The organism is Siphonobacter sp. BAB-5405, assembly GCF_002872335.1.
Taxonomy (GTDB): domain Bacteria; phylum Bacteroidota; class Bacteroidia; order Cytophagales; family Spirosomataceae; genus Siphonobacter.
Genome location: NZ_NJAG01000019.1, coordinates 1 through 14,013, shown reverse-complemented (window position 1 = coordinate 14,013; position 14,013 = coordinate 1). Strand labels below are relative to the sequence as shown.

7 protein-coding genes are annotated in these 14,013 nt (G+C 49.6%); all 7 read left to right on the top strand.

The window, feature by feature from the left end; translation table 11 throughout:
* Nucleotides 1–39 precede the first annotated feature (39 nt).
* Nucleotides 40–3,597, top strand: a complete 3,558-nt coding sequence (locus BWI97_RS15610; protein WP_102201785.1) for an FG-GAP-like repeat-containing protein — start codon at nt 40–42, stop codon at nt 3,595–3,597.
* Between the two features lie 19 nt (nt 3,598–3,616).
* On the top strand, nt 3,617–4,963 hold the full coding sequence (locus BWI97_RS15605) for a vanadium-dependent haloperoxidase (protein WP_102201653.1): 1,347 nt from the start codon (nt 3,617–3,619) through the stop codon (nt 4,961–4,963).
* Nucleotides 4,964–4,966: 3 nt separating this feature from the next.
* A complete protein-coding gene (locus BWI97_RS15600) occupies nt 4,967–6,478 on the top strand; it encodes a VCBS repeat-containing protein (RefSeq protein WP_102201652.1) in 1,512 nt (503 codons plus the stop codon).
* A gap of 358 nt (nt 6,479–6,836) precedes the next feature.
* Entirely contained in the window at nt 6,837–7,442 is a 606-nt protein-coding gene (locus tag BWI97_RS15595; protein WP_102201651.1) for an RNA polymerase sigma factor, read from the top strand.
* A gap of 157 nt (nt 7,443–7,599) precedes the next feature.
* Nucleotides 7,600–8,691: a FecR family protein gene (locus BWI97_RS15590; RefSeq protein WP_102201650.1), complete on the top strand. Its 1,092-nt coding sequence runs from the start codon at nt 7,600–7,602 to the stop codon at nt 8,689–8,691.
* 234 nt (nt 8,692–8,925) lie between these two features.
* Entirely contained in the window at nt 8,926–12,531 is a 3,606-nt protein-coding gene (locus BWI97_RS15585; RefSeq protein WP_102201649.1) for a TonB-dependent receptor, read from the top strand.
* 18 nt (nt 12,532–12,549) lie between these two features.
* The coding region (locus BWI97_RS15580) for a RagB/SusD family nutrient uptake outer membrane protein (RefSeq protein ID WP_102201648.1) at nt 12,550–14,013 on the top strand (1,464 nt) is incomplete at its 3' end.

Genomic DNA, 14,013 nt, shown 5'->3' with positions numbered 1-14,013 from the left:
TCCTAACCTGGCACTATTTCCCGAATGACCTTTTTACGAATGAAACAACTATCCGTTTGGGTAAGACTAGCCGGACTACTGGGGGGCCTTACGGCTTGTGATCAGCCGTTGTTCAGTAACCTGCCCGCCGCTGATACAGGCATCACCTTTGCCAACCGGATTGTAGAAAATGATTCCATCAACGTGCTCGATTTTGAGTACACGTACAATGGTGCGGGCGTAGGTATCGGCGATTTCAATAACGATGGTCTGGCGGATGTGTACTTTACGGGTAATCAGGTGGCTAATCAGTTGTACCTGAATAAGGGCCATCTGAGTTTTGAAAATGTTACGGAAAAAGCGGGTGTAGAAGGCAAAGGCCGCTGGTGCTCGGGAGTAGCCGTGGTAGATATCAACGCCGACGGTTGGCTGGATTTGTACGTGTGTGCGACGGTTAGTAAAAGTCCCGAGCGGCGGGAAAATCTGTTATACATCAACCAAACCTGTCAGCCCGGGGGTACGCCTACGTTCCGGGAAATGGGCCAGGCCTATGGCGTAGCCGACAGCGGTCATTCGACCAATGCGGCCTTTTTTGATTACGACAATGACGGTGACCTGGATTTATACGTATTAACCAACGAAATGGAGCCCGAGCGGCATCCCAATAATTTTCATTACAAACACCGGGACGGTTCAGCCTCCAACACCGACCGACTGTACCGAAACGAAGGGACGGATCCGGTTTTGGGTCATCCCGTGTTTAAAAATGTGTCGAAAGAAGCCGGGATCACCATTGAGGGGTACGGACTGGGCCTGAATATCTGCGACATCAATCAGGACGGCTGGAAGGACATCTACGTAACCAACGATTACATCAGCAATGACCTGTTCTGGATTAACAACCAGGACGGTACCTTTACGGATCGCTCGGCGGAGTACCTGAAGCATACGAGTGCCTCGGCCATGGGTATGGATATTGCCGATCTGAATAATGACGGTCAGCCCGAGATCATCGCTCTGGATATGCTGCCCGAAGACAATTACCGGAAAAAAATGTTTTTGAATCCGGCCAGTTACCAGACCTACATCAACAATGAAATCTTTGGATATCAGTACCAATATGTTCGCAATACCTTACAATTAAATCAGGGGCTGGTTCCGGACGCGTCGGGTAAACGCCGTCCGGTATTTTCTGATATTTCCATGCTGGCGGGCGTGGCGGAAACGGACTGGAGCTGGACGCCATTAGTGGCCGATTTTGATCAGGACGGCTACCGCGACATTATCGTGACAAACGGCTATCCGAAAGACATTACAGATCACGACTTCGTGGCCTATCGGGCCGATGTGGGTTCCATCGCGGGTTCGGATTTGTTGCTGCACGAAATCCCGCAGGTGAAAATCCGCAATTATGCTTTTCAGAATAATCAAAACCTGACCTTTACCAATCAGGCCGAAACCTGGGGGTTGACCCAGCCGACCTTTTCCAGCGGGGCCGCGTACGCCGATCTGGATAATGACGGGGACCTGGACTGGGTAGTCAGCAATATCAACGATTCGGCTTTTGTGTACCGAAACAATCTGACGGAAAACAAAACGAAAGATCATCATTTTCTTCGGGTGAAGTTTAAAGGCGAAGGCCAGAATCCGATGGGTCTGGGAGCCCAGGTGGAGATCCGCTACGGCGAAGATCAGCAGCAGATGTACGAGCACACCATCTATCGCGGCTATCTGTCGAGTATGGAAGCGGCGGGGCATTTCGGGCTGGGCAAGCAGACCAGCGTTCGGGAATTAACCGTCACCTGGCCCAATGGACGTTCCCAAACGCTTCGTAATCTGCCCGTCGATCAGGTCGTAACTCTCGACGTACGGAATGCTCATCAGAAACGTAACGCTCCGGCTACCCGGCCTACGCTGTTTGAAGCCATTGACGACACACTGGCCATTCCCTATAAACATACCGAACGGGATTATATCGACTTCAACGTGCAGAAAACGGCACCCCACAAATTTTCACAGTTTGGACCTTCCATTGCCGTAGGTGATGTCAACGGGGACGGTCTCGATGACTTGTTTATGGGTGGTTCGCGAAGACAGCGGGGCACCTTCCTGCTCCAAAAAGCCACGGGTGGTTTTCAGTCGGTGCCTTTCCAGGCGGACCCGTCGGGCGACGCCAAGCAGTCGGAAGATGCGGGTACCTTGCTTTTCGATGCGGATGGCGATGGTGATCTGGATTTGTACATTGTCAGTGGGGGAGGTGAAGCCCACGCGGGCAGCGAAAGTTTTCAGGATCGCTTGTACCTCAATGATGGCAAGGGACATTTCCAGCGAAACCTGAGTGCCTTGCCCGCCGAGCGAATCAGTGGCTCCTGCGTGAAAGCCGCTGATTTTGACCGAGATGGGGATCTGGATTTGTTCGTGGGTGGTCGCGTTGAACCGGAAGCCTTTCCGAAACCAGTTTCCAGTCGCATTTTGAGAAATGATTCCCAAAAGGGTAAGGTGATGTTCACCGACGTAACGCCCCGGCTGGCTCCGGCCTTGGTCAACATCGGCATGGTGTGCGATGCGATATGGACCGATCCGGACCGGGATGGCTGGCCGGATTTATTACTCGCCGGTGAGTACATGCCTCTGACCTTACTGAAGAATACAAAAGGAGCGTTGGCTCGGGCGAATACGGGGCTGGAATCCTACGTAGGTTTCTGGAATTCCTTAAGTTCGGGAGATTTCGACAACGACGGCGACATTGATTACATCGCAGGAAATCTGGGTGAAAACAATCTGCTGCGGGTTTCTGAGCAGCGACCCGCCCGCCTGTACGCGAAAGATTTTGACCAAAACGGTAGTTATGACGTAATTCCCAGCGTGTATTATCCGGAAAAAGAAGGGGGTACCTATCGGGAATATCCCTTCCACGTACGCGATGATATGGTGAAGCAACTGATTGGTACGCGGGCCAAAGCTCCCAATTACAAAACCTACGCTGCCCTGACGATGGACCAGTTTCTGAGTGTGGAGGAACGAAAAGATGCTCTGGTATTGCAGGCGAATTATTCCAAATCAAGCTATATTGAAAATCAGGGAAACGGTACGTTCGTGGTAAAACCGTTGCCGACGCTGGCTCAGATCGCTCCGGTATTTGGTCTGGTTATCGAAGATTTTAACGCCGATGGCAATCTGGATGTGCTGCTGGCCGGAAACGATTATGGCAATGAGCTAACCATGGGCCGTTACGATGCTTTTCAGGGTTTGCTGCTACTGGGGAACGGAAAGGGAGGCTTCCGGGCGGTATCGCCGACTGAAAGTGGACTAATGATTCCGGGCGATGCCAAGGGACTGGTTCAGTTTCTGGATGCGAAAGGGCAGTACTGCCTGATGGCTACGCAAAACCGGGATCGTCTGCGGTGTTTTCGGCTTCGTCAGCCCCAGCCCGTCGTTCGACTGTCTCCCAGGGATGAAACGGTAGTACTGACGCTGAAAAACAAGCAGTCCCGACGGATGGAAGTGCCGCTGGGTTCCTCGTTCTATTCGCAGTCTTCGGCCTTAGTACTGAAAAATTCACAACTGGTTCACGCCCAGGCAATTTCTGCCAAAGGCAGCTCCCGTAAGCTTTGGTAATTCCCTCAATTCCTGACCTATGAATCATTACAAACCCTTTCTTCTGTTGCTACTGTTGGGGGGCTTACTGACGGCCTGCCAATCTACGTCACGGGTACAAACGCTGGATCCCAAAAGCCCGGAAAGTGTACATAGCTGCGTCAAGAAACTGACCGATGTCATCGTGTACGACATTTTTTCTCCGCCCGTAGCCAGTCGAATTTACACGTATACTGCTCTGGCCGCTTACGAGGCCGGACGGTTCGAAGACTCCAGCCAGCCTTCACTGACCCAGCATCTCAACGATTTTCCGGCCATGCCGAAACCCGAGGCGGGCCAGTCGTACGCTTATACGCTAGCCGGGGTAAAGGCCTTTTGTTTCGTAGCTGAGAAGTTGACGTTTTCCAAAGATACCATCCGGCAATTTGAAGCTCAGCTGCTGGAACGTTTCCGTGTTTCCGTGGACGAGCCAACCTACGAACGCTCCATCGCTTTTGGGGAGCAAATTGCGAAGAAGATCATGGAGCGAGCGGCGAAAGACCATTACAAGGAAACCCGCGGTATGGAACGGTACAGCATCAAACAGGATATTGAAGACAAATGGCTCCCGACACCGCCCGATTATTCCGATGCCGTCGAACCTTACTGGGGACTCATTTCACCAATGGGCATGGACTCGGCGAGTCAGTTCAAGCCCGAACGGCCCTATCCGTACAGCCGCAATCCGCAGAGTCCGTTCTGGAAAGAGGTCGTCAAGGTGTATGAAACCGGAAATGCACTGGATGAGGAGAAAAAAGCCATTGCCCGTTTCTGGGATGACAATCCGTTTGTGTCCCAGCATTCGGGCCATTTAATGATTGGCCGGAAAAAGATGACGCCCGGCGGACACTGGATGGCCATTGCAGGACTGGCGGCTCGCCAGACCAAAGCCAATTGGGTGAAATCGGCTCAAGGATACGCCCTGACGGCGTCGGCTTTACTCGACGGTTTCATTAGTTGCTGGGACGAGAAGTACCGCAGTGAATACCTGCGACCCGTGACCGTGATTGATAAGTTTCTGAATCCTCGCTGGGAGTCGTATTTACAAACGCCTCCTTTTCCTGAATACACCTCCGGCCATAGCGTAATCTCTGCTTCGGCGGCTTCGGTGCTGAGCCAGTTGTACGGAGCAAATTTTGCCTTTCACGATACGACGGAGAAAGAATACGGCCACGGCGAACGCAGTTTTCATTCCTTCATGGAAGCCGCTGAACAGGCGGGCATCAGCCGGATGTACGGTGGAATTCATTACGAATTTTCCTGCAAACGGGGGACGGAGCAGGGCAAAAAAGTAGGTTCCTGGTTATTACTTAAAACCGGTTTGCAGGCTTCGCTGGCCCAGCGATAACGTATGATTCGATCGCTTACTCAATGGATAGTCCGGCTGGGTAGCTGGCTGAGCCTGGTACTGGTTTTAAGTTACTGTCAGTCAGGCTCCGCTTTGCTAGCCGAAAAGGGTGCTCAGTTAGTGGACCAGCATTGCAGTTCCTGCCACTTATCCGTTCGCCCGGAATTACTCGACCGGCAAACCTGGTTAGAGCAGGTGTTGCCCGCCATGGCTCCCAAATTAGGAATTGGCACTACCGCCAGCGGTGAATATTATCCCGAAACAAATGCTGCCTTACCTTTCGAAGAATGGCTGACATTGGTAGACTATTTCAGGCAGTTTGCTCCCGATACGCTACTGCCCGCTCAGCGAGTTCCGGTCAGCAATGACTACTCCCTGTTCGCCGTCAAGCCCGCTCCCGCCGATTCCGCTACGGCCCTCACGCTGATGGTGCATCTGGAAAAAGACCGGGTGTACTCGGCTCAGGCTACCAACACGATGGTGGTACAATGGGATCAGGATTTGAATCGGGTCGATTCAGTTCGTTTTCCGGCTCCGGTAGTACAGTTGCACGTTCGTTCCGACTCGGAAATGTTCGCTACCAGCATCGGTACCATGCGGGCTCAGGATCAGTGGGCGGGAAGTCTGATTCACCGAAAGGGTTCCAACCAAACCGTACTAGCCCGACAAATGCCCCGACCTATTCACACAGCTTCGGGCGATTTCAACCGCGATGGACGTACGGATTGGCTGATTGCCGGCTTCGGACATACGCAGGGCGGCCTGTACCTGACTAGCCAACGAGCCGACGGAACTTATGAAACCCGACTATTGACGGCCCAGCCCGGAGCTACGCAGATTGAGGTGGGAGACTACAACGCGGACGGCTGGCCCGATGCCATCGTCCTGTTTGCCCATGCCAATGAAGGCCTGTGGTTACTTCAAAATGATCGAAAGGGTGGGTTTAAATCAATTCCTTTGCTGCGATTTTTACCCCTGGCCGGATCGAGTAGTTTTCAGTTAGTGGATCTTAATAAAGACGGAAAATTAGATCTGATTTACACCAGCGGCGATAATAGTGACTATTCCCGGATTTTAAAACCGTATCATGGGCTGTATATCTATCTGAATGAAGGAAATTTTAAATTTCGGAAACACTGGTTTTATCCCATCAATGGAGCTACCAAAGTGTTAGCCGAAGATTTTGATCTGGACGGCGATGTCGATCTGGCTACGATTGCCTTCTTTGCGGACTTTCAACACCACCCGCAGGAGAACTTTTTGTACTTCAAACAAACGCAACCCTTACATTTCGAGCCGTATTCGCTACCCGTTACAACCTACGGCCGATGGATTTGTATGGATGCCAAAGATTGGGATGGTGATGGCGATACGGATGTAGTGCTCGGAAACTTTTCAAAAGGCTTTCGTAATTTACCCCATGTTCAACCGCATTGGAGTACAAAAATTCCTTTTATCATTCTTGAAAATAAGACTCGCAATGGAGTGGAGAAACGAGCATTTTTGTTGCAGTAAGCTTTGGCGGATGATCCTTTCTTTAAGGATTGTTTTTTGCTAAAATAAGCGTATAGATTAAAAGGTTAAGTAGATTGATTTATTCAATAAAAAGCATTATTAACGAGTACTAAAACAGCGTATACAATCCAGCGTTTGCAACTTGTATTAGATTTTGTTAAATAAGTATTGAATCAATTTCAAGCCTTACTCAAGCATTAAAATCTTACTCAGTTCTATTGGCTATGAATTGTGTCTAAGTAACGCATATCGTGTAATCGTTTTGTTACAAAAAATATTGTAAATTTATAATCGTCTCAAGAATGGAGATTGGAGAAAAAAATTACATTTGCTCAGTTGTTCGTTCAAAAAGTGCCCAATGTTTTCCTCTGAAAAGCCATTCGATTTATTGGAGCAGGAACTCTGGAGTCAATTCAGAGCGGGTGACGCTCATGCCTTTTCGGAGCTCATGAGACGCTACTCCCGGATATTGTTTCGATACGGGAGTCGACTTTCACTGGACGAAGACTTGATTAAAGATTGTATTCAGGACGTCTTTTTTGATTTATGGGAGCACCGCTCGACCATCAGTCAGCCGGCGGTCATTAAACCTTACCTGTACAAAGCCTTACGCCTACGCATTTTCAGGGAGCAGGCCAAGTGGACCCGCTGGGAAAACGTGGAGCCGGAAACGTACTTCGAATTTTCGGTTGAAAACCACTGGGTCGAACAGCAGCACGCTACCGAAACCCGTGAACAGTTTGAAAAGCTGCTGAATACCCTGCCGAAACGGCAAAAGGAAATTCTATATCTGAAATTCTCCGAAGAGCTTCCTCACGAAGATATTGCCGCTATCATGAACATGAATCGGCAATCGGTTTACAATTTACTCCACGAAGCTATTGCCCGTCTTCGCAAAAACTGGCACGACATGCCCTTCTATCTAAGTCTGGGCTTACTGTTGCTAACTGTATTATTTCAATAAATATTTTTATTTTGAAGCAATGCTGAAAATCAGGCAGTTGGCTGATTGATGAGCTATTATTGTAATTTTTTATATATTTTTTTACACTGTGATCAGTAGATTTTTCGGCCTCTCTGCATACTAGTCATGTAAGCCAGCAAAAAAATCTATCGAAACAATGAAATCACACAGTCATTATGAAATAGAAGATTTTCTGGCTGACGATTCGTTTCTGGATTGGGTAGGAGGGGTTTCTAATGAATCATCAGCCCAGTGGGATGCGTGGCTCTATCAATATCCGCACAAACGAGAACTGGTGGAGGAAGCTCGGACCCTGGCCTTAGCCATTCGAGTGAAACCTACCCGCGAGTTAAGAGATGATGAGGTACAACGACTGGTCGAGGAGGTACAACAACGATTACCACACCAACCACGGATCATTGGCTTTGGACTTCGTCGTATAGCGGCGGGAGTTGTATTGTTAGCCGGGTTAGGAGCGGGCATCAGCTGGGGTGTTTCGTGGTATAAATGCCAACAGGAGCAAGTAACGCCCTATCAGCAATTGACGGAAGCCTGCCACTGTTCGCTGACTGAACAGGTCAATACAAGTACCCAGCCTATATTTATCCGTTTACCCGATGGCAGTACCGTGGTGCTCAAATCCGGTGCCAAATTGAGCTACGATCAAGCCTTTCGGGGAACTAAACGAATCGTGTATCTACAAGGAGAGGCTTTATTCGAAGTGAAACGGAATCCGGATCGTCCCTTTTACGTATACGCCAATGATTTAGTGACGAAAGTGCTGGGAACCAGCTTTGTAGTAAATGCCCAAGCCGAGGGCGACCGAGCCAGTGTTTGTGTATTATCGGGTCGAGTTTCGGTGTTTCATCGCAATCGGTCAGAGGTACGAATTTCACCTCAGACGGAACGCAAAGCCGTCATTCTAGCCCCTAACCAGCAAATTGTTTTTCAGCAAGGAGATCCGCAACTGGTCAAGGAGATCGTAAAAAAACCTCAACTCATTAGCCATCAGGCAACCGTAAGCAATTTCGAATTTAGTGATACGGCGTTGAGGGAAGTGTTTAGTAAACTGGAAATGGCTTATGGTGTTAATATCATTTATGACGAAGAAGTAATGGCTAAATGCCCGCTGACGGCTTCTTTTACCGACCGTCCGCTGTTTGAGATGCTTACCATTATCTGTAAAGCAGTTGAAGCCCGCTATGAAATTCTGGATGGACAGATTATCGTATACGGCAAAGGCTGCTGAATAAATAGTAAACCAACAGACTTCCGCGAGTACTAAAACGATTATCCTACAACGAAAACCTCCAGCCCGTGCCTATGATTAAAGCTTAACCGCCTACCAAAAAAAATCGGCAGTGTTACCAGCACCGCCGACTTACTTTCTCCACGCTTTCACTTACCAGGTGATGACAACTCCGCAAGAGTTGCCCGTGGATTCTTTTTGTCGAATCGCATTTCAACAAAACACCTCAAATGTATGAAAAAAACGAAAAGGGTACTGTTGACACTCATGAAAATCACGGTCATTCAACTAGTACTGGCTACGTCCCTGTTTACCATGAGTTTTGCCTATGACGGCGAGGCCCAGGATCTGCTCAATAAGAAAGTAACCTTATCTATACAGGGACAATCCATCAAAGAAGCTTTGAAAGCCGTGGAACGCCTGGCGAACGTAAAGTTTGTCTACAGTTCCCAGCTCATTCAGGCGGATCGGAAGGTGACGATTTCCGTAACAAATGAATCGCTGAATCGGGTTCTCGCTCAATTACTCCAGCCGTACCGATTAACGTATGAAGTTTCGGGCGGTAATATCATTCTAAGCCGCAACATCACCACCCTTCCGACCCGAATGGGGGGGAGCAGTAGTTTGATGTCGATTCCGGCCGTAGTCATCACCGGCCGCGTCACCGACGCCGCGGGTGCGGGTATTCCGGGTACGACGGTACGCCTGAAAGGTGGTTCGGCGGGTACGAGTACGGATGCGGATGGTAAGTTTTCGCTCAATGTACCGGACGGATCGGGAACGCTCATTTTCTCTTCCATCGGTTATGCCACCAAGGAAGTAGAAATCGCGAACCAGACTTCTCTTAACGTTACGCTGGAGGCCGATACCAAGCAACTAACGGAAGTAGTTGTCGTGGGTTACGGTACGCAAAAGAAACAGGATCTGACGGGTGCCGTATCCGTGATCAACGTATCACAGTTGACGGAGCAGCCTTCGCCGCAAATTACCAGTCAGTTACAGGGTCGTGCTTCCGGGGTGACGGTACTGGGTTCAGGTCAGCCGGGGGAAGCTCCGCAAATCCGGATTCGCGGGATCAATACCTTCGGTAACAACTCACCCCTGTACGTCGTGGATGGCGTACCGACGCAGAACATCAACGACATTAACCCCAACGACATCGCCTCCATGCAGATTCTGAAAGATGCTGGTTCGGCGTCGATCTACGGTTCGCGGGCGGCCAACGGGGTAGTGATTTTGACTACCAAACGCGGCAGTGGAAAAATCAAAGTTTCGTACGATGCGTATTACGGCGTACAGACGCCGAAGAGTGGTAATGTGTGGAATATTCTTTCGCCACAGGACATGGCCAATCTGAAATTCCGGGCGTTACGAAATACATCTAGCAATCCTATTGATGATCCTCAGTACGGCACAGGACCAGATCCTAGACTGCCTACGTACATCGAAAAACCGGATAACATGACCGATGCTAATGTTGATGAGTCTCAATATTACGTCAATCCAAACTATACGGACAAGGCTGATTACGATCGTTTTGTCCGGTTTGTTCGAGCCAATAAAGCGGGTACGGACTGGTTTCATGAAATATTTAAACCAGCTAGTATACAGAGCCATAACGTAGCGGTAAGTGGTGGAGGAACGCAGGGTAATTACTTGTTTTCGCTGAATTACTTCAATCAGCAGGGAACGCTGCTGAACACCTACCTGAAACGGTATACGATCCGCTCGAACAGCCAGTTCAACATCAGCGACCACGTACGCGTAGGCGAAAACCTGGCGTTTGCCGTTTCGGATAACCGTCGGGTAAACTCGTCCACCGAAGGTAGTGCCATCGGTATGGCGTTCCGGATGCAGCCCATTATTCCGGTATACGATATTCGGGGCAACTATGCAGGCTCATTCGGGGATGGTTTAGGTAATGCTAAAAACCCGGTAGCGATTCAGGAGCGGGCTCGTAACAACAAAGGATTAAACAATCGTTTGTTTGGGAATATGTACATCGAGGCTGATTTCCTCAAGGATTTCGTGGCCCGGAGTAGTTTCGGGGGTGAAATTTTCTCGGGAGCTTTCAACAGCTTTGCCTATCCCGAATACGAAAATGCGGAAAACCTGACCATAAACTCCTACACCGAAAATACGTTCAGCGGGTTCAACTGGACCTGGACGAACACCCTGACCTGGTCACACAATTTCAATAATACGCACGATCTAAAAGTGTTAGTGGGTACGGAAGCCTATCGCAACCGGGGCCGTAACGTAGGGGGTACGACGACGGGTTACTTCTCGTTCGATCCGAACTTCACGAACCTGTCTACGGGTTCCGGTACGCCTACCAATTACAGCAGCCGCTATGCCGATGCTCTATTCTCCCTGATTGGCCGAATTGATTACAATCTTTTGGGCAAGTATCTGGTGAGTGCGACGGTACGTCGGGATGGCTCTTCTCGTTTCCTGAATACGCAATACGGGGTGTTCCCGGCATTCAGTGCGGGTTGGCGGATTTCGCAGGAAGAATTCATGAAAAACGTATCGTGGATTACGGAATTGAAACTGCGGGGTGGCTACGGAATCATGGGTAACCAGTTGAACGTAGATCCGGCAAACGCCTATACGGCTTACGGCGGAATTCGGGGCCAGTCCTATTATGACATTACGGGAAGTAATAAAATTCAGGAAGGTTTTCAGCGAACCCGTATCGGTAATCCCGATGCCAAGTGGGAGCGGAACATCAACTCCAACATTGGTATTGATGCAACGCTATTCAAAGGAAAACTGGATATCGCCCTGGATTACTATCGCAAGGATATCCGCGACCTGCTCTACAACCCTGAACTGGCTGCGACCGTGGGCTTGGGTAGTGCTCCTTTCGTGAACATTGCCAACATGAAAAACTCAGGGATCGATCTGGCTATAACCTGGAATGGCAACATCACCAGTGACCTGAAATTCAATGTAACGGGAACGTTAACTACTTACGATAACAAAATTCAGAAAGTATCGAATGGCTCCAGCTACTTCGATCAGGAAGGTCGTCGTTTCAACGGTAGTAGCATTGTACGCAATGCCGTCGGTCACTCGATTGGTCAGTTCTTTGGTTACAAAATTGATGGATTCTGGGATTCACAGGATGAAATCAATCAGGCCAATCAACAGGCTCGCGAGCGGACGGGCAATGCCTCAGCCATTTATCAGACGGATGTAGCCGTGGGCCGTTTCCGCTACGCTGACGTCAATGGAGATGGACAGGTAACCGACGCTGACCGTACCTTCCTGGGCAATCCAAACCCGAAGTTTAGCTACGGTATCAATCTGGGCTTGAATTACAAAAACTTCGACTTCGGGATCTTCCTGTACGGCGTAAAAGGCAATGACATCTGGAATAACGTACGCTGGTGGACGGACTTCTATACCAACTTTGCGGGAGCGAAGAGTTATACGGCTTACTACGATTCCTGGACGCCGGATCACATGAACGCCAAGGCTCCGATTCAGGAAGATAAAGGCTCATTCAGTACGAACCAGGTGCCCAACTCGTACTACATCGAAAAAGGATCGTACCTCCGGGCCAAGAACGCCCAGATTGGATACACCTTCCCGGCTAACATGCTGAAAAGCGTAGGCGTGAGCCGCTTACGGGTGTATGTTCAGACAGCCAACCTGTTTACCATCACCAAGTACTCGGGCCTGGATCCTGAAATTGGCACTACGGTAAATACCAACAATAGCTCGGGTGGTAGTAACAACCAGTCTTTTTCTACTACGACGTCTTTTGGTATCGACGAAGGGGTATATCCGAACCAGCGTCAATTCTTATTAGGTCTGAATTTATCCTTCTAAACAAACGTGCGGAACTCGATGAAAACGATACGATACATTCAGGTTACGGCAGTGCTGGCAGCCTGCCTGACTACTTTTTCCTGCAACAATACGTTTCTGGATCAACCGGCACTGGGTGCAATTAATGATACGCAGCTAACCAGTAAAGCGGGTGTGAATACACTCTTAACGGGAGCTTACGCCGTGCTGGACGGTATTACGACGACTGATCAGAGTGCCTGGGAAGTGGCTCCGGGTAACTGGATTTACGGCAGTGTGTCCGGGGGCGATGCTCACAAAGGCAGTGATGGAGCGGATCAGGGGAGTATGAACGATTTAATGACGTATACGCAAAACCCGAGTAACGGTTTTTTTAACAGTAAATGGAGAGCTGGTTACGAAGGGGTGAACCGGGCCAATACGACGTTATATTACGTGAAAAAAGTGACGGACCTGACTGCTACAGAGTCGAAAACCATTGAAGCGGAGGCCCGATTCCTGCGGGGACATTATTATTTTGATCTGAAAAAGATGTTTAATAATATTCCCTGGATCGACGAAAATACGAGTGATTACAGTGCCCCAAATGCGACGGATTTCTATAAACCGAATACAGAAAACGTCTGGCCCAATATCGAAGCAGATTTCAAATTTGCCTTCGATAACCTGCCTGATAAACAAGGTAGTGTAGGGCGGGCCAATAAGTGGGCGGCCGGAGCGTATCTGGCTAAAACGTATCTCTACCAAAAGAAATACAGCGAAGCCAAAGCAATGTTTGATCAGGTGATCGCCAGCGGAGTAACATCCAACGGTTTGAAATATGCCTTGACAGATCGCTTCGAAGATAACTTCGATGCGGCTACGAAAAACAATGCCGAGTCGGTCTTTGCGGTTCAGATGGTTGCCAACGATGGTACCAATAACATTGATAATGCCAACCGGGGTCAGATGCTGAATTTCCCGTATCAAAGTCCCTTCCGTTGCTGCGGTTTTTACCAGCCTAGTCAGGATCTGGTGAACTCGTATCGGACGGATGCGTCGGGTTTGCCTTACGTGGATACGTACAATAGTACGCCGGTAAAAAGTGATATGGGCGTTCTTTCAACCAGCCCCTTTACGCCGGACAACACCACGCTTGATCCGCGTTTGGACTGGACGGTGGGTCGTCGGGGCATCCCGTACCTGGATTGGGGCAGACACCCCGGTCAGGCCTGGATTCGGAGTCAACCCTATGCCGGTCCGTATTCACCGAAAAAGAACGTGTACTGGCAGGCTACGCAGGATAAATACTCGGATCAAAGTACCTGGGCTCCCGGCACGGCTATTAACGTACTGATCATTCGTTTTGCGGATGTACTGCTCCTGGCCGCTGAAACCGAAGCTCAGTTGGGTAATCTGGCAAAGGCTCAGGAATACGTGAATCTGGTACGGGCCCGGGCCGCCAAACCCGTGAATCTGGTGTACAACTATCAGAATGAAAGCAGTCCGATGGCCGGTTTTTCA

Bases quoted from the DNA above. Each gene is read 5' to 3' on its own strand.
- BWI97_RS15600 (WP_102201652.1), top strand. From the start codon at position 4,967: ATGATTCGATCGCTTACTCAATGGATAGTCCGGCTGGGTAGCTGGCTG.
- BWI97_RS15605 (WP_102201653.1), top strand. From the start codon at position 3,617: ATGAATCATTACAAACCCTTTCTTCTGTTGCTACTGTTGGGGGGCTTA.
- BWI97_RS15590 (WP_102201650.1), top strand. From the start codon at position 7,600: ATGAAATCACACAGTCATTATGAAATAGAAGATTTTCTGGCTGACGAT.
- BWI97_RS15595 (WP_102201651.1), top strand. From the start codon at position 6,837: ATGTTTTCCTCTGAAAAGCCATTCGATTTATTGGAGCAGGAACTCTGG.
- BWI97_RS15610 (WP_102201785.1), top strand. From the start codon at position 40: ATGAAACAACTATCCGTTTGGGTAAGACTAGCCGGACTACTGGGGGGC.
- BWI97_RS15585 (WP_102201649.1), top strand. From the start codon at position 8,926: ATGAAAAAAACGAAAAGGGTACTGTTGACACTCATGAAAATCACGGTC.